15 protein-coding genes are annotated in these 15,607 nt (G+C 71.4%); 10 read left to right on the forward strand and 5 right to left on the reverse strand.

The genetic code is table 11. From position 1 onward, the window contains the following. Positions 1-6 precede the first annotated feature (6 nt). The gene (sucD, locus tag ACWD02_RS40350; RefSeq protein ID WP_160506736.1) at positions 7-891 is read left to right on the forward strand and encodes a succinate--CoA ligase subunit alpha; all 885 of its coding nucleotides are present in this window, start codon (positions 7-9) and stop codon (positions 889-891) included. A 212-nt stretch (positions 892-1,103) separates the two neighbouring features. Here the strand turns inward: sucD and ACWD02_RS40355 are convergent, their stop codons facing one another. Further along, a complete protein-coding gene (locus ACWD02_RS40355; protein ID WP_451221154.1) occupies positions 1,104-2,315 on the reverse strand; it encodes a sigma factor-like helix-turn-helix DNA-binding protein in 1,212 nt (403 codons plus the stop codon). Positions 2,316-2,465: 150 nt separating this feature from the next. On the opposite strand from ACWD02_RS40355, the gene ACWD02_RS40360 reads away from it, so the two are divergent. Next, positions 2,466-4,058 carry a cell division protein PerM gene (locus ACWD02_RS40360; protein ID WP_451221157.1) on the forward strand — a complete coding sequence of 531 codons (1,593 nt, stop codon included), beginning with the start codon at positions 2,466-2,468 and terminating at the stop codon, positions 4,056-4,058. A gap of 366 nt (positions 4,059-4,424) precedes the next feature. On the opposite strand, the gene ACWD02_RS40365 is transcribed toward ACWD02_RS40360, so the two are convergent. Next, complete coding sequence (locus tag ACWD02_RS40365; protein WP_451221159.1) at positions 4,425-5,264, reverse strand: hypothetical protein; 840 nt, start codon at positions 5,262-5,264, stop codon at positions 4,425-4,427. Positions 5,265-5,491: 227 nt separating this feature from the next. On the opposite strand from ACWD02_RS40365, the gene purN reads away from it, so the two are divergent. Together purN and purH are read left to right on the forward strand one after the other, a co-directional pair. After that, on the forward strand, positions 5,492-6,121 hold the full coding sequence (gene purN, locus ACWD02_RS40370) for a phosphoribosylglycinamide formyltransferase (RefSeq protein WP_451221162.1): 630 nt from the start codon (positions 5,492-5,494) through the stop codon (positions 6,119-6,121). Then, positions 6,118-7,704 carry a bifunctional phosphoribosylaminoimidazolecarboxamide formyltransferase/IMP cyclohydrolase gene (gene purH, locus ACWD02_RS40375; RefSeq protein WP_451221165.1) on the forward strand — a complete coding sequence of 529 codons (1,587 nt, stop codon included), beginning with the start codon at positions 6,118-6,120 and terminating at the stop codon, positions 7,702-7,704. The genes purN and purH overlap by 4 nt, the downstream gene beginning before the upstream one ends. A gap of 61 nt (positions 7,705-7,765) precedes the next feature. Here the strand turns inward: purH and ACWD02_RS40380 are convergent, their stop codons facing one another. Continuing rightward, positions 7,766-8,389 (reverse strand): hypothetical protein, encoded by a 624-nt coding sequence (locus tag ACWD02_RS40380; protein WP_451221168.1) that lies wholly within the window; start codon positions 8,387-8,389, stop codon positions 7,766-7,768. Between the two features lie 266 nt (positions 8,390-8,655). On the opposite strand from ACWD02_RS40380, the gene ACWD02_RS40385 reads away from it, so the two are divergent. Both ACWD02_RS40385 and ACWD02_RS40390 read left to right on the forward strand, forming a co-directional pair. Then, positions 8,656-9,522, forward strand: a complete 867-nt coding sequence (locus ACWD02_RS40385; protein ID WP_451221171.1) for a bifunctional methylenetetrahydrofolate dehydrogenase/methenyltetrahydrofolate cyclohydrolase — start codon at positions 8,656-8,658, stop codon at positions 9,520-9,522. Positions 9,523-9,541: 19 nt separating this feature from the next. After that, positions 9,542-10,075, forward strand: a complete 534-nt coding sequence (locus ACWD02_RS40390) for a DUF3017 domain-containing protein (protein WP_451221174.1) — start codon at positions 9,542-9,544, stop codon at positions 10,073-10,075. A gap of 97 nt (positions 10,076-10,172) precedes the next feature. Here ACWD02_RS40390 and ACWD02_RS40395 read toward each other — a convergent pair whose 3' ends face one another. Then, a complete protein-coding gene (locus ACWD02_RS40395; RefSeq protein WP_451221177.1) occupies positions 10,173-10,535 on the reverse strand; it encodes a peptidoglycan-binding domain-containing protein in 363 nt (120 codons plus the stop codon). A gap of 251 nt (positions 10,536-10,786) precedes the next feature. Here ACWD02_RS40395 and ACWD02_RS40400 point away from each other — a divergent pair, with 251 nt between their 5' ends. The 3 genes from ACWD02_RS40400 to ACWD02_RS40410 all read left to right on the forward strand — a co-directional run bounded on the left by ACWD02_RS40400 (position 10,787) and on the right by ACWD02_RS40410 (position 13,441). Further along, positions 10,787-11,941, forward strand: coding sequence for a sensor histidine kinase (locus tag ACWD02_RS40400; protein ID WP_451221180.1), 1,155 nt, complete (start codon positions 10,787-10,789; stop codon positions 11,939-11,941). After that, positions 11,942-12,625, forward strand: coding sequence for a response regulator (locus tag ACWD02_RS40405; RefSeq protein ID WP_451221183.1), 684 nt, complete (start codon positions 11,942-11,944; stop codon positions 12,623-12,625). Positions 12,626-12,961: 336 nt separating this feature from the next. Then, on the forward strand, positions 12,962-13,441 hold the full coding sequence (locus tag ACWD02_RS40410; RefSeq protein ID WP_451221186.1) for a helix-turn-helix domain-containing protein: 480 nt from the start codon (positions 12,962-12,964) through the stop codon (positions 13,439-13,441). Positions 13,442-13,506: 65 nt separating this feature from the next. Here the strand turns inward: ACWD02_RS40410 and ACWD02_RS40415 are convergent, their stop codons facing one another. Continuing rightward, positions 13,507-14,052, reverse strand: coding sequence for a peptidoglycan-binding domain-containing protein (locus ACWD02_RS40415; RefSeq protein WP_451221189.1), 546 nt, complete (start codon positions 14,050-14,052; stop codon positions 13,507-13,509). Positions 14,053-14,406: 354 nt separating this feature from the next. On the opposite strand from ACWD02_RS40415, the gene ACWD02_RS40420 reads away from it, so the two are divergent. Further along, positions 14,407-15,498, forward strand: coding sequence for an XRE family transcriptional regulator (locus ACWD02_RS40420; RefSeq protein ID WP_451221191.1), 1,092 nt, complete (start codon positions 14,407-14,409; stop codon positions 15,496-15,498). Positions 15,499-15,607: the final 109 nt, after the last annotated feature.

The following is a 15,607-nucleotide window of genomic DNA, read 5'->3' on the forward strand; positions in this document are numbered from 1 at the left end:
ACCACCATGGCTATCTTCCTCAACAAGGACAGCAAGGTCATCGTCCAGGGCATGACCGGTGCCACGGGCATGAAGCACACCAAGCTCATGCTGGGTGACGGCACCAACATCGTCGGCGGCGTGAACCCGCGCAAGGCGGGCACGAAGGTCGACTTCGACGGCACCGAGGTACCGGTCTTCGGCTCGGTCAAGGAGGCCATGGAGGCCACGGGCGCCAACGTGTCCGTCCTCTTCGTGCCGCCGGCCTTCTCCAAGGCCGCCGTCGTCGAGGCGATCGACGCCGAGATCCCCCTCGCGGTCGTCATCACCGAGGGCATCGCCGTCCACGACTCCGCCGCCTTCTGGGCGTACGCGAAGTCGAAGGGCAACAAGACCCGCATCATCGGCCCGAACTGCCCCGGTCTCATCACCCCGGGTCAGTCGAACGCCGGCATCATCCCGGGCGACATCACGAAGCCGGGCCGCATCGGCCTGGTCTCGAAGTCCGGCACGCTGACGTACCAGATGATGTACGAGCTCCGTGACATCGGCTTCTCCTCGGCCGTCGGCATCGGTGGCGACCCCGTCATCGGCACGACGCACATCGACGCCCTCGAGGCGTTCGAGGCCGACCCCGACACCGACCTGATCGTCATGATCGGCGAGATCGGCGGTGACGCCGAGGAGCGTGCGGCGGACTACATCAAGGCCAACGTGACGAAGCCGGTCGTCGGCTACGTCGCCGGCTTCACCGCGCCCGAGGGCAAGACCATGGGCCACGCCGGTGCCATCGTCTCCGGCTCCTCCGGTACGGCTGCCGCCAAGAAGGAGGCCCTTGAGGCCGCCGGTGTGAAGGTCGGCAAGACGCCGACCGAGACGGCGAAGCTTGCGCGGGCCATTCTGGCCGGCTGAAGCTTGGGCTGAGCTTTTGAAGGTGGGCCCGCATCTCCCTTGTGTGAGATGCGGGCCCACCTTGTTTGTCTGCGGGCCGACTGTGGCTGGTCGCGCAGTTCCCCGCGCCCCTAAAAGCCTGCGCCGTTCCCCGCGCCCCCTGAAGGACTGCGCCGTTCCCCGCGCCCCCTGAAGGACTGCGGAGTTCCCCGCGCCCCTTTCGGGGCGCCGCCTCATCTCGCCAGGGGTGTCAGTCTCTCCGGGCCGCTTGACAGGTCCTCGCGGAGCTTCTTGTGGAGGATCTGGTCCTCGTATGTCAGGTGGGCCGGGCCCATCCGGGGTGGGACGCCGCTGATGGCCTTGCCCGGGGACTGGGGCGGTTCGTAGTGCGTGGGGGCCGATCTCAGGGTGAGGGCCGTCGCGCCGACGATCAGGGCGGTGAAGGCGATCGCCGCGCGGGTCCAGAAGCGGGCGCGGTGCTCGCTGCCGGTGCGTACCCGTGCCGCGTTCGGCGGCCGTAGTTTCTCCGCGCCGCACAGCTCGCCGAGGCGCTGGTGCAGGGCTTCGGGTGTCGACGCCTGGTCGGGGAGCTTCTCGGCGATCGTCTCGCGCGCGTGCAGCAGCCGGTTGGCCGTCGCGGGTGTGCTCGCCTCCGTCTCGGCCGCGGTCTCGGGCAGGTCGAGGCCGACTCCGTCGTAGAGCAGGAGGGCGCGGCGCTGCGCGGGCGGCAGGCTCATCAGAACCTTGAGGAAGGCGCGGTCGGCCGCCTCGGCGGGCGGGGCGTCGGGGTGCCGGTGGGTGGGGCGGAGGCGGTGCCAGGGGGACATCGCGTACTCGTAAGCCGCCGCACGCACCCAGCCCGCCGGGTCGCGGTCCACGGCGACCTCGGGCCAGCGCTGCCAGGCGAGCTGGAAGGCGCGTTCCACCGATTCCTGGGCGAGGGTGCGGCGGCCGGTGAGGAGGTAGGTCTGGCGTACGAGGCCGGGGGCGCAGGTCACGCAGAGCGTGTCGAAGGCTTCGGCCGGGGTGGTGGCTCCGGTGGCGGGCCTGGACGGTTCGGGCACGGCCTCGGGCGGGGCGGCGGCCGGTGTCCGTACCACCGGGTCGGGCCGGGGGTGACCGTTCATCGCCGCGCCCACCGGGATGCGGGCGGGGGCCTTGCCGTCCTTGGCGTCGATGGCGGGGGGCGCGTCCCGGGCCCAGCTGGGGCGCCGTACGGAACGCTCGCCCGCGACGGTCTGCTCGTTCGCGAGCTCGGCCAGCAGCTTCGCGTAGATGTCACGCTTGCGGCCGCGTGGCTTCGAGCGGCCGGCCTCCCAGGAGCGGACCGTCTCCCGGGTGACGCCCACCCGCGCGGCGATCTCGGCCTGGCTCAGGGACTTCGCCTCGCGCAGACGTCGGCGTTCCTTCGGGGACGGCAACGGTGTGGCAGGGCTCTGGGTCATGTCGGACTCTCCGCGCCGTGGGCCGTGGGCGTTCGTGCGGCGGGCAGCCGGGCGCGACCGGTCCGTCGAACGAAAAAGTACATAAACGTATCTTGTGCGACACATCGGGTATTCGCCTGTTACAGGGAGAAAGCGCGTGTCGTTGGGAGCATGGCCGGTGTGACTCACCTCACCGACCGCAGCTCACCGTTGCCGTCCCTCAAGTCGCTCGTCGAACGGTTCCGGGACCGCTCACCCGGACTGGCGACGTGCCTGTTCGGCGGCGCTGTCGCGGCCGGGCTCGGCCTGGGCTCGTGTGCCGTCCTGGTGATGGTCCTCTGGATCAGCTCGCCCTACCCCGACAGCGGGCCCGACGGGGCGCTGCACGTCGCGGCCGCGGTGTGGCTGGTCGCCCACGGCACGGAACTGATCCGCACGGACACGGTCTCCGGGGCCCCGGCGCCGGTCGGCGTCACGCCCCTGCTCCTGATGGTGCTGCCGGGCTGGCTCGCGCACCGCGCGGCGCGGGACGCGGCGGACCCGGAGGAGCGCGGCATGGCGCCTCGGACCGCGTGGTGCGGGGTCGTCGGCGGCTATCTGCTGGTCGGCACCGCCGCGACGCTGTACGCGGCCGGGGGCGAACTGCGGCCGTCGTGGCCTAGCGCGGTGCTGCACCTGCCGATGGTCGTGGCCTGTGCGGCGGCGGTGGGGGTGTGGACCGCGGTCGGGCGGCCCCGGAAGCCGCTGCCGGGTGTGGTGCGGGGCGGTCTGCGCGCGCTGCCCACGGCGGTACGTCCCTTCCTCGTACGGCGGCACGTCCGCGCCGTCACGCGGGCCGCGTCGGCCGGGACAGTGGTGCTCGTCGGCGGGGGCGCGCTGCTGGTGGCGGTGTCGCTCGCGCTGCACGGCGGCTTGGCGAGGGCGTCGTTCGCGCAGGTCACGGACGTGTGGTCGGGCCGGTTCGCGGTGCTGCTGCTCGCCGTGGCGCTGGTGCCGAACGCGGCGGTGTGGGGTGCGGCGTACGGCCTCGGCCCCGGCTTCGCGCTCGGCACGGGGAGTGTGGCGGGGCCGCTCGCCGTGAGCTCGGCACCGATGCTGCCGGAGTTCCCGCTGCTCGCGGCGGTGCCGACGCAGGGGCCCGGTACGCCGTTGATGTGGGCGGTGGGCGCCGTGCCGCTGGCCGGGGGGCTCGTCCTGGCGTGGTTCACGGCGGGGGCGGCGGCGCCTGCCTCCGGTGAGCGGGGCGAGGCGTGGACCCGGAGCCGGACGGCGCTGGTCGCCCTGGCGGCGGCGGCGCTGTGCGGGGTGTTCATGGCGGGCCTCGCGGCGCTGGCGGGCGGTCCGATGGGGGTGGCCGTCCTGGCCGAGTTCGGGCCGGTGTGGTGGCAGACGGGGGCGGCGACGCTGGGGTGGACGGCGGCGGTGGGGGTGCCGTTCGCCTTGGCGGCACGGTCCTGGCGCCTGCGGAAGCGCAGGGCCACGCCTCGCTGGAGGTGGCTCCGATTGCCGAAGCCGCGGGTCCCTCGGCTGCGGCTGCGGGCTCCCCGGCTGCGGCTGCCTAGCCTCCCGCGGATTCCCCGCCGCCGCCAGGAGCCGCCGCCTCCGGTGCCGCCCGTGGTGGATCCGTTCGAGCCGTACGACTTCCTGCCGCAGTCGTCCGCGGCGGAACCGGCGCCGGTGGCGGACTGGCATGACGACGCGTCACGCGAGGCACGCTGGGCGGCCCTGCGCGAAGCGAACGGGGAGCGACCGCCGGGGGCTTGAGGGGGTGGCGCTCGTTCCCGCCCTCACCGAGCCATCCCGGCGCGGAACTCGACCGCCGCCTCCCGCGCCTGCCGCAGCGCGATGCGCGCGAAGACCGCCGCTTCACGGCATTCCCGCTCGCCCCATCCACCCGTCACCCGGCGGGACAACCGAGTGGGGGGCGGGAGAGGTTCACCGCAAGGTGAGGGCTTCGCCGCCGAGCGCCGCCGAGCGCCGCCGAGCGGCCCAGAGCACGCGACGCAAAGCCAGCGACAGTCGCCCCAAGCCCCAAGCCCCAAGCCCAAGCCCAGGCCCAAGCCTCAAGCCCCGAGGCCCAAGACCCCCGGCCCAAGCCCCAAGCCCAAGCCCCAAGCCCCAAGGCCAGAATCAGTCCCGCTCCTCCAGAAGCGGGCGCAGCTGCTTTGGCAGGAGGTCGTTGCACTCCTGCTTCGACTGGCTGGTGAGGGCGTCGTTCACGCACGTGTAGTAGTCCCGGTACACCAGCTGCGCCGCGAACGTCGCCGCCACCATCGCGAGGGCGAGCGACGCCGTCACCAGGCCGCTGACCGCCGCCGTGGTCTGCGGCTTCGTGCCGGCGGGATCGGCCGCCGGCTGCTGCGTGGCCGGTGCCGTCGGGTCCGGCTGCTTCGGCTTCGACCGCAGCGAGCTGATGCCCCAGTGCAGCGCGAGCGCGCCCAGGAGCAGGGCCACGTACCGCCAGCCGAAGAGGGCGAAGAAGAAGGCCCACATGCCGGAGAGCAGGGCGTACCGAGCGCGGCGCTGGGCCGGGTCGGTCGGGTCCCAGCGCATGCCGGAACCGGGCCCGGAGTTGCCGTCGGGACCCTGGCCCCCGCCTTCCTTGCCGGGACGCTCGCCGAAGCCGCCGCCCTGGGAGCGGCCGGGCTGGCGGTCGCTCCATTGGCTGCCCCAGGGGGAACGGCCCTTGTCGTCGGAGCTGTCGCCGCCGTTGCCGGGACGGGGGCGCCACGGCTGGTCAGGGGTTCCCTCCGGCGGCGGCGCGAAGGGATTGTCGTCCTTCGAGGACCCGGAGTTGCCCGAGTCGGCCGAGTTGCCCGAGCCGCCCGAGGAGTCGGAGCCCCCGGAGCCCTGGGAGTCCTGCGGCGGGGACGACGGGCGGCCGTCGCGCAGCAGCGTCGAGCCGCGCCCCCCTGCGTGCGTCAGTCCGAACGCGAGGGACAGCGGAAGGCGGAGGCTACGGTCCGGCATCAGGTGTGCGTCTTCCCCTTGGTCGAGCAAGCTTCTGGACGGTGTGACGTCATGTGACGTCTTGGTGCAGACGCTACCTTCCGGCCGCGCCCCCGTCCCGTGAGGGGCCGCACCGTGTGCCGGTATCGTTGCTGACGGTCGGCCGCTTCGTAGAGTTCCCCGTATCGGAAGATGCGAAGCCTTTGTACGACCCTACAAAGACGCACCTCCCGAGAAAGGGCCCCGCTGTGGCCAAGAGCCCTGTGGCCAAGCGCCTGGTCGTGCTGGTCTCCGGATCAGGCACGAATCTGCAGGCTCTGCTCGACAAGATCGCGACGGACGGGACGGCCGGCTACGGCGCCGAGATCGTCGCCGTCGGCGCCGACCGCGACGGCATCGCGGGGCTCGAACGCGCCGAGCAGGCCGGGATTCCCACCTTCGTCTGCCGGGTGAAGGACCACGCGACCCGCGACGAGTGGGACGCGGCGCTGGCCGAGGCGACCGCCTCGTACGCGCCCGATCTGGTCGTGTCGGCCGGGTTCATGAAAATCGTGGGGAAGGAATTCCTCGCACTGTTCGGCGGCCGGTTCGTCAACACGCACCCCGCCCTGCTGCCCAGCTTCCCGGGGGCCCACGGCGTGCGCGACGCGCTCGCGTACGGCGCGAAGGTCACGGGATGCACCGTCCACTTCGTCGACGACGGCGTCGACACCGGCCCGATCATCGCCCAGGGCGTGGTCCCGGTCGGGGATGAGGACGACGAGAGCGCTCTGCACGAGCGCATCAAGGAAGTCGAGCGAAGGCTGCTCGTCGATGTCGTGGGGCGTCTGGCCCGTAACGGCTACCGCATTGAGGGACGAAAGGTACTTATCCCGTGACCGCCACCGCCAACGCCACCGCCGAAGGTACGCACGGTTCGCAGCGCCCGATCAAGCGCGCGCTCATCAGCGTCTATGACAAGACCGGGCTCGAGGAGCTCGCGCGCGGGCTTCACGAGGCCGGCGTCGAGCTCGTCTCGACCGGTTCGACCGCCGCGAAGATCGCCGCCACCGGGGTGCCCGTCACCAAGGTCGAGGAGCTCACCGGCTTCCCCGAGTGCCTGGACGGCCGGGTCAAGACGCTGCACCCGCGCGTGCACGCCGGGATCCTCGCCGACCTGCGCCTGGACGACCACCAGCGCCAGCTCGCCGAACTCGGCATCGAGCCGTTCCAGCTGGTCGTCGTGAACCTCTACCCCTTCAAGGCGACCGTCGCGTCCGGCGCCACGCCCGACGAGTGCGTGGAGCAGATCGACATCGGCGGGCCCTCGATGGTCCGCGCCGCCGCCAAGAACCACCCCTCGGTGTCGGTCATCACGAGCCCCGACCGGTACACCGACGTGCTCGCCGCCGTGCGTGACGGCGGCTTCGACCTGACCGCCCGCAAGCGCCTGGCCGCCGAAGCGTTCCGCCACACCGCCGAGTACGACCTCGCGGTGGCTTCGTGGTTCGCCGATGACTACGCGTCGGACGGCACGGACCACCCCGAGTTCCTCGGCAGCGCGTACGCCCGCAAGAACGTCCTGCGCTACGGCGAGAACCCGCACCAGGGCGCCGCCCTCTACGTCGACGGCACTGGCGGCCTCGCCGAGGCCGAGCAGTTGCACGGCAAGGAGATGTCGTACAACAACTACACGGACACGGACGCCGCGCGCCGCGCCGCGTACGACCACGACGACCCCTGCGTCGCGATCATCAAGCACGCCAACCCCTGTGGCATCGCGATCGGTTCGAACGTCGCCGAGGCGCACCGCAAGGCGCACGCCTGTGACCCGCTCTCCGCGTTCGGCGGCGTGATCGCGGTGAACCGCCCGGTCTCCAAGGAGATGGCCGAGCAGGTCGCCGACATCTTCACCGAGGTCATCGTCGCGCCCGAGTACGAGGACGGCGCCCTCGAAGTCCTCACCAAGAAGAAGAACATCCGCGTCCTGCGCGCCCACCAGGCCCCGTCCAACACGGTCGAGGTCAAGCAGATCGACGGCGGCGCGCTCCTCCAGGTCACCGACCGTCTGCAGGCCGAGGGCGACAACCCCGCCAACTGGACGCTCGCCACGGGCGATGCCCTGAACGCGGGCGAGCTCGCCGAACTGGCCTTCGCCTGGAAGGCGTCGCGCGCGGTGAAGTCCAACGCGATCCTGCTGGCCAAGGACGGCGCCTCGGTCGGCGTCGGCATGGGTCAGGTCAACCGCGTCGACTCCGCGAAGCTCGCCGTCGAGCGGGCGGGCGAGGAGCGCGCGCACGGAGCGTACGCCGCCTCCGACGCCTTCTTCCCGTTCCCCGACGGCCTGGAGATCCTGACCGCCGCGGGCGTCAAGGCCGTGGTGCAGCCGGGTGGTTCGGTCCGTGACGAGCTGGTCGTCGAGGCCGCGAAGAAGGCGGGCGTGACGATGTACTTCACGGGTACGCGGCACTTCTTCCACTGAGCAAAACCCACGGGCCGTGTCCCCCTGTCGAAGGGGGCACGGCCCGTGGGTGTGAACAGCCTCAGTAGCGGGGGCGGTTGAACCACGCGGTGCCGCTGGGCACGACCGGGGCGATCGTGATGATGACGGCGAAGGTGACCCAGATCAGCGGGCCGATGATGGCGGTCGCGAGGCCCGAGTCGAGGCCGACGAAGAGGGCGATCAGGCCGACGATGCCGCCGAGCGCGCCGTAGACGACCGTGGTGATCCGGACACCCTGGCCGCCGCGGCTGAACTTCACGCCGAGCATGATCGAGAGCACCGCGAGGGCGCCGGCGATCAGCGCGCCGATGATCGCGATACCGGCCACGGCGTCCCCTGCTTCACCCATGCCGCTGAGACCGAGGTCCTCGCCGCTGTCGCCGGCGTCGCTGGCGATCGCACCCACGTAGAGGTAGATGATCGCGAAGAGTATCTGCACGGCCGAGATCAGGAACAGGAAGACGCGCGCGGTGACCAGGAGCCCCGGCATCGACTGCTGCATCATGTTGCCGCCCGGGTAGCCGGGGTAGGCCGGCTGCTGCGGGTAGCCGTAACCCTGCTGCGGCGGGACGCCGGGCGGGGCCTGGGGGTAGCCGTATCCGGGAGCGGCCGGGGGCTGCTGGGGCGGCTGCCCGTAAGGGTTGTTCGGGTCGCCGTAACTCATGGCGGTCTTCCTCCGTCGGGTAGTGCGGGGACGACGCGGCACATCACGGAGGAAAGTTCTACAGATGCGGTCCGTCCCCCCGACACTGCCCGCGGCACTGTGCCGCATATCGTTCTTTAGGCCAGGCTTATTTGTCCAGCCGCATTCCCTATGCGTTGTGCAAGTGCAACAGAGCTGGTCAGGTCTCGGGACACAGCTGAGACACAGTCGGCCCGCGCGGGCGACCTGATTGGTCCCGGGCGGGTCTCATCCGGGAAGATGGAGTCATGACCGCCCAGATTCTCGATGGCAAGGCCACCGCAGCCGCGATCAAGTCCGAACTGACCGCCCGCGTGGCGGCCCTGAAGGAGAGGGGCTACACGCCCGGCCTCGGGACTGTCCTGGTCGGTGACGACCCGGGCAGCCAGAAGTACGTCGCCGGGAAGCACCGCGACTGCGCGCAGGTCGGCATCGCCTCCATCCAGCGCGAGCTGCCCGCGACCGCGACGCAGGAGGAGATCGAGGCCGTCGTCCGCGAGCTCAACGACGACCCGGCCTGCACCGGCTACATCGTGCAACTCCCGCTGCCCAAGGGCATCGACGAGAACCGCGTCCTCGAACTCATGGACCCGGACAAGGACGCCGACGGCCTGCACCCGATGAACCTCGGCCGCCTCGTCCTGAACGAGCCCGCGCCCCTGCCCTGCACGCCCTACGGCATCATCCAGCTCCTTCGCCAGTACGGCGTGGAGATCAACGGCGCCGAGGTCGTGGTCGTCGGCCGCGGTGTCACGATCGGCCGCTCCATGCCGCTCCTGCTCACCCGCCGCTCGGAGAACGCGACGGTGACGCAGTGCCACACCGGTACGCGCGACCTGTCCTCGCACCTGAAGCAGGCCGACATCATCGTGGCCGCCGCGGGCGTCCCGCACCTCATCAAGCCCGAGGACGTGAAGCCGGGCGCCGCGATCCTGGACGTCGGCGTCTCGCGCGACGAGTCCGGCAAGATCGTCGGCGACGTGCACCCGGGCGTCCGCGAGGTCGCGGGCTGGATCTCGCCGAACCCCGGCGGTGTCGGCCCGATGACGCGTGCCCAGCTGCTCGTCAACGTCGTCGAGGCAGCCGAGCGCGCCGCGTCCGCCGCCGCGAGCTGAACCGGGAAGGGGTGAGCCCATGAGCGCCGAACCTGATCAAGGGGCGTCACCGGCCGACGTCACGGAGGCCGACGTCACGGAGGCCGACGTCACAGAGGCCGAGGCCGTGGAGGACACCGAGGCCAAGGGTGCCGTCAGCGCTCCCGGTCCCGACGGGCCGAAGAAGACCACGCGGCGCTTTCCGCTCCTGACCCGCGACACCGCGCGGCCCGAGGGCGGCGGCCGGGCCGCGGGCGGCGACGCCCCCGCGCCCGCCCGGCAGTGGCCGCTGCTCACCGTGCTCTCGATGGTGGGGCTCGGGCTGCTGCTCACGGCCTTCGACGTGTTCCGCGTCGGCACGATCCTGATCGGGCTCGCGCTGATCACGGGCGCCGTCATGCGGTGGGCGCTGCCGGGTGTCGGCATGCTGGCGGTGCGGTCGCGCTTCACCGACATGGTCACGTACGGCGCGCTCGGCGTCGTCATCGTGCTGCTCGCGCTGATGGCACAGCCGAACCCATGGCTGCAGCTTCCGTTCCTGGGCGACGCGTTGCACCGGACGATCGACACCTAGCGGTGGCGGCACGCTGACGTGACGGTGGCCCGTCCTCTCCCCCGGGGAGGACGGGCCACCGCCTTGCTCGGGGCTGCTCCGGATGGGACCGGCTGTCTCAGCAGCCGGGGTTCTTCAGGGCACGCCAGGTGTTCTTGCCGACGATGCCGTCGTCCTTCAGGTTGCAGTACTTCTGCTGGAACTTGATGACCGCCTTCCTGGTGTCCTTGCCGAAGTCCCCGTCGACCCCGCTCGGTCCGACACTGAAGCGCCAGTGCTTCAGCAGGCACTGGGCCTGCTTCACGGCCTTGCCCTTGCTGCCGAGGCTGATCTCCGGTGTGGCGGAGGTGTAGTTGCAGCCGTACTCCCCCCTGGTGCCCACGGAGCCGGCGTCCGAGGCCACGGCGGCCGTCGGCACGATGGCGACGCTGCCCAGCGCTGCGGTGGCGAACAGGAGGCCGATGCGCTTACGCGTGATCATGGTTCCCCTTTCGTGGCCGCGGGCCGGGTCCCCCCGTTGGGTCCCCCGACGGCCCGCGATCCGTGTGGCGCCGGTGGTCGGCCGGTGCCGTGGTGCTGGAGCAAGAAGTTACGGAGACGGGGCGAAGGAGTCGTCCCGTGCAGGGTTGAGGTTTGGGGGCACCCCGTGGAGTACCTCCGCGGTTCCTGCAACTTCCGCGGTACCGCGGTAGTTTGACGTTGCGGTGCCCGCACCCGGGCTACGCTGCGGCGATGCGGATCCGCCCCCTCGTCGCCGATACGTCGATCGCGGTCGCCCTGACCACGGTCGCCGTACTCCTCGGGCAGGAGTCGGCGCGCCAGGGGTGGCCCGAACTCGACGCGTGGGGCTACCTGTTGGTGGCCCTGGTCAACGTGCCGATCGCCGCCCGGAGCAAGGCACCGCTCACCGTCCTTCTCGCCGTGCACCTGGCATGGATCGTGTACGTCACCGCCGGCTACTGGCCCGTGGTGAACACCTTCGGCCCCATGCTCGCCGTCTACACGGTCGCCGCCCTGAAGCCTCCGCGCACCTCCCTGCCCTGCGCCGCCCTGATGAGCGCCGTCTGGATCTACTCGGGCATGGTGAGCGAAGGCGCGGCCATGGCCTCCGTGGTCGGGCAGGCCATCGGCTTCCCCCTGGTGATCTGGCGGTTCGGGCACGTCGCACGCCGGTCCGCCGAACTGGCCAGGCAGCTGAAGCGCGAGCAGGACGAGCGGGCGCGGCGCGAGGTGGCCGAGGAACGCGGGCGCATAGCAAGGGAGTTGCACGACGTGGTCGCCCATCACATGTCGGTGATATCCGTGCAGGCGGGCCTCGCGAAGTTCGTCTTCGCCTCGGACCCGGCCACCGCCCACGCCGCGCTCTCCACCATCTCCGGCACCAGCGGCGAGGCGCTGGAGGAACTGCGCCGCATGCTGCGGGTGCTGCGCGCGCGCGAGGAGGACGACAACGCGCCCGATGCCCCGATGCCGGGGCTCGCGCGGCTCGGCGAGATGGTCGAGCGGATCAGGGCCGGGGGAGTCGACGTGGAGCTGCGCGTCGAGGGGACTCCGCGGCAACTGGCCCCCGGGGTCGAGCTCTGCGCGTACCGCGTGGTCCAGGAGGCGCTGACCAACGTACTGAAGCACGCGCACGGCGCCGCGACGGTGGTCGAACTCCGCTATCGGCCACACCACGTGACGGTTTCGGTCACCAATGACGGGGAGGGGGTGATTCCGGACAGAGTGGGCACAGGGAGCGGCCATGGGTTGATTGGGATGCGGGAGCGGGCCAAGCTCTACGGCGGGACGATCAGCATCGGCCCGCGGAGCGAGGGAGGGTTCGCCGTGCGTCTGACTCTGCCGACCTCCGCGCAGGCCGCACCGCAGGGGGACGGCGCGACTTAGATGACCAGGGTGCTCGTGGTCGACGACCAGTTCCTCATCCGGGCCGGGTTGGTGGGGCTGCTGCGTGCCGCGCCCGGCATCGAGGTCGTCGGCGAGGCGGGAGACGGCGCGGAAGCCGTCGAGCTCGCCGCGACGACGCGGCCCGACGTGATCCTGATGGACATCCGGATGCCCGGCATGAGCGGCATCGTGGCCACCGAGAAGATCCTCGCCGAGGCGCCCGAACCGCCGCCGCGCGTCCTGGTGCTGACCACGTTCGATCTCGACGAGTACGTGTACGGGGCGCTGCGGGCCGGGGCGTCGGGCTTCCTGCTCAAGGACTCCGGGCCCGAACGCCTGCTCGCCGCGGTGGCCGCCGTGGGCGGCGGTGACGCGCTCTTCGCGCCCAGTGTCACCTGCCGGCTCGTCGAGGCCTTCGCCCGGCAGGCCGGAGCCGGGTCCGGCGACCGTGCCGAGCCGCCGCCGGACCTGCGGGCGCTGACCCTGCGCGAGGTCGAGGTCCTGAAGCTGATCGCCACGGGTCTGTCCAACGCGGACATCGCCGACCGCCTGTACATCAGCGAGGCCACCGTCAAGACCCACCTCAACCGCACGATGTCCAAACTCGACCTGGACAGCAGGGCGCAGGCGGTGGTGGTGGCGTACGAGACGGGTCTCGTCACGCCGGGCGGCGGCGGTCGCTGAGGGGCGTCCGACGGCTCCTGCCGACTCCCGCCCGCGACCGCGAACAGGTGACGGCGCCCGTCCTCACCCCCGTGGGAGGACGGGCGCCGCCGGTCTGTGGGGGGCCGCTCCATCGGGAACCAGCGTCATGCCCCCGCCAATTCCGTTCAAGGGATGCCTTGCCCCTGTGGCACGGAGGTGACCATTCCGCAACGCTGTTCCCAGCCCGCAACAGGGCGCGACGGAGTGCGACGGAGTGCGACAGGGCGCGACGGGGCGCGGAGGGAACCACTTCGGGTCGCCCGGCCGTCATGGGGGAAAACTGGGGGCAAACTGGGCACATGCTGGGGGTGAAGCATGAGTGCTGCCTGGCAGCCGCTTCCGGAGGCACTTCCGCCGGAAGTACGGCATTTCGTGGAACAGCTGCGGCTGCTCAAGGACCGCACCGGCCTGAGCCTGATCGCGCTCGGCGAGGAGACGGCCTACAGCAAGTCCTCCTGGCAGCGCTACCTCAACGCACGGCAGCCACCGCCCCGGCAGGCGGTCGCGGCACTGTGCCGGGTGGCGGGCGCGGACAGCGAACGGTACTGCGCGCGCTGGGAGTTGGCCGTCCGCGTGTGGCCTCGGGGCGCCGCTGTGGAGGGTGCGAGAGCCGCCCCGGGCGTCGTCCTGAGCAAGCCGGTCGAGGACATGACCCCGACGCCTGCCCGGCCGCACGTGCCACGGCGGCCCTCGCGCGCCCGCTCGTCGTGGACGTGGCGCTCCACCGTCGGCGTCAGCGCGTTTCTCGTTCTCATGGTGCTGTTCGAGGGGCTGATGCGCTTCCTCATGCGGTAGGGCCGCCGTCGCCGGCGGCCCTGAGCGGGGGTGCGGGTGTGGAACCCGGGACTGTGGAACCGGGATCAGCCGCGCCAGTTGTACGCGGCCTTCTTCCACTTGCCGTCGATCTTCACGTAGTACGTGCCGGAGAGGCGCTTGAAGCCGACGTCGTGCTGGTAGCCGCTGTAGGTGACGTGGCCGCCGCCGCCCGGGCCGTTCAGGAAGTCGTCCGCGACACCGAACGTCTCCTTGCCGACGATGCCGTCGACGTCCTCCACGTCCTCGCGCTGCTGCCAGTACTTGGTGGCCGACTCGGTCTTACGGCCGAAGCTGCCGTCGATGTCCCACTTCTTGAACGTGTGCCGCTTGCCGCTGCTGTCCTTCCACTTGGCCCCGTCCGCGTACAGAACGTTCTGCCAGAGGCGGGTCGCGTTGCTGTTCGCGTGGCTGTGGCGGGACAGAGTGCCCTCGTCGCCCCAGTCGTTGTGCGCGGACCCCTTGCCGTCGACGACGTGTGGCCCACTGGCCTGTGCGAGCGACGCGGTCCCGCCCAGCGCGATCGCCGCCCCCGCCGTCACGGCTACCGCCGCGCCGAGCAGCCGCTTCGGCCTGCCCTTGCTGATGCGCATGTGTTCCCCCTAGGTGGTGCGTTGACGTCTCCGATGCTTCCTCCTGGAGGCGTTTCGCAAAAGGGTCAAGCGGCGCAATCGGGATGGTTTGGGACGTCCCAGGCCGCTACCAGGGGTTCCGCATCGTGGAGCGGGACAGCGATGGGACACTGGACGCAGGACCGCACGGAGTGCGACGGTGCACGCCAGTGGCCCGAATGCTCCCGTGCGCCCCCGGTCCGGGAACTGACATCCTGACTTTTGGCATCCCTCTGGGTAGCCCATGACAGGAGCAGCGGGGGCTGCCTCATGGGCAGAGCGGGGGGAACCACGCGCGGGGGCACGTTGGCACGTACGGGGGGATGAGGGGGAGTAATGCCTCGTTGGAAGGCACTACCGGATGAGCTGGATCCGCAGGTCAGGGAGTTCGCCAGTCAGCTGCGCAGGCTCGTCGACCGCAGTGGTCTCAGCATTGCCGCGGTGTCGGACCGCACCGGGTACAGCAAGACGTCGTGGGAGCGGTATCTGAACGGGCGGCTGCTCGCCCCGAAGGGTGCGATCGTCGCGCTTGCCGAGGTGACGGGCACCAACCCGGTGCACCTCATCACCATGTGGGAGCTCGCCGAGCGCGCCTGGAGCCGCTCCGAGATGCGGCACGACATGACCATGCAGGCGATCCGGATCTCCCAGGCGCGGGCCGCGCTCGGCGAGCTGGGCCCGAACCCGCCCAACGGCAAGGGCAAGGGCAAGGAGAACGGCGGCGCGGTGCGCGGCGGCGGCGGTGCCGCGGTCGGCACCGGTGTCGACGCCGCCGACCGCCCCGCTCGCCCGGGCGGGAGCGTCACCGGGGTCGCGGGCCCCGCGGGTGTCTCGCCGACGGTGCCCCCGCAGGCCCCCTCGTACGCGGGCGGGGGCGGCGTCGCGGCGCCGCCCGGCCCGGCCCGGCCGGCCCGTGGCGGAGATTCGCCCGACCGGCAGCGGCGGCGCAGGAAGCTGACGATGTTCCTGGCGGGCATCGTCGGGGCGCTCGTCGTCATAGCCGCCGCCGTCTTCCTGACCGACTTCGGCAAGGGCGACAAGGGCAACGAAAGCACCAAGCCGCCGGCCTCGCCGAGCACGAGCGACAAGGACCTGCCCGCGGGCGTCGAGTGCAGCGGCAAGAGCTGTACCGGCAAGGACCCCGAGACCATGGGCTGCGGCGGCGAGCTGGCCACCACGACGACGCGCGCGACCGTGGGCAAGGCCCTGGTCGAGGTCCGCTACAGCAAGACGTGCGGTGCGGCGTGGGCGCGCATCACGCAGGCGGCTCCGGGCGACAAGGTCACGATCACCGGAGACGGCGCCAAGCAGAACGGCACCGTGAACGCCGACTTCGACGCGTACACACCGATGGTGGCCGTCAAGGACGGTGCGTCGGCGGAGGCGTGCGCGACCCTCAAGGCCGGCCAGACCGGCTGCACGAAGTAGCTGACACAGCGAACCGGCCGCACCTGAATCAGGTGCGGCCGGTGTCGTGCTCGGGTCATCGCCGGTTAGCTCGACGGCCACCAGGGCCCCGGCATCACGCACACGCCGA

It is taken from the genome of Streptomyces sp. NPDC002853, from assembly GCF_053591915.1.

What these genes read in the sequence shown, in the direction of transcription:
- ACWD02_RS40365 (WP_451221159.1), bottom strand. Translation starts at nt 5,264, where the DNA reads ATGCCGGACCGTAGCCTCCGCCTTCCGCTGTCCCTCGCGTTCGGACTG.
- ACWD02_RS40385 (WP_451221171.1), top strand. Translation starts at nt 8,656, where the DNA reads ATGACCGCCCAGATTCTCGATGGCAAGGCCACCGCAGCCGCGATCAAG.
- ACWD02_RS40420 (WP_451221191.1), top strand. Translation starts at nt 14,407, where the DNA reads ATGCCTCGTTGGAAGGCACTACCGGATGAGCTGGATCCGCAGGTCAGG.
- ACWD02_RS40380 (WP_451221168.1), bottom strand. Translation starts at nt 8,389, where the DNA reads ATGAGTTACGGCGACCCGAACAACCCTTACGGGCAGCCGCCCCAGCAG.
- ACWD02_RS40355 (WP_451221154.1), bottom strand. Translation starts at nt 2,315, where the DNA reads ATGACCCAGAGCCCTGCCACACCGTTGCCGTCCCCGAAGGAACGCCGA.
- ACWD02_RS40390 (WP_451221174.1), top strand. Translation starts at nt 9,542, where the DNA reads ATGAGCGCCGAACCTGATCAAGGGGCGTCACCGGCCGACGTCACGGAG.
- ACWD02_RS40410 (WP_451221186.1), top strand. Translation starts at nt 12,962, where the DNA reads ATGAGTGCTGCCTGGCAGCCGCTTCCGGAGGCACTTCCGCCGGAAGTA.
- sucD (WP_160506736.1), top strand. Translation starts at nt 7, where the DNA reads ATGGCTATCTTCCTCAACAAGGACAGCAAGGTCATCGTCCAGGGCATG.
- ACWD02_RS40395 (WP_451221177.1), bottom strand. Translation starts at nt 10,535, where the DNA reads ATGATCACGCGTAAGCGCATCGGCCTCCTGTTCGCCACCGCAGCGCTG.
- ACWD02_RS40405 (WP_451221183.1), top strand. Translation starts at nt 11,942, where the DNA reads ATGACCAGGGTGCTCGTGGTCGACGACCAGTTCCTCATCCGGGCCGGG.
- ACWD02_RS40415 (WP_451221189.1), bottom strand. Translation starts at nt 14,052, where the DNA reads ATGCGCATCAGCAAGGGCAGGCCGAAGCGGCTGCTCGGCGCGGCGGTA.
- ACWD02_RS40400 (WP_451221180.1), top strand. Translation starts at nt 10,787, where the DNA reads ATGCGGATCCGCCCCCTCGTCGCCGATACGTCGATCGCGGTCGCCCTG.
- ACWD02_RS40360 (WP_451221157.1), top strand. Translation starts at nt 2,466, where the DNA reads ATGGCCGGTGTGACTCACCTCACCGACCGCAGCTCACCGTTGCCGTCC.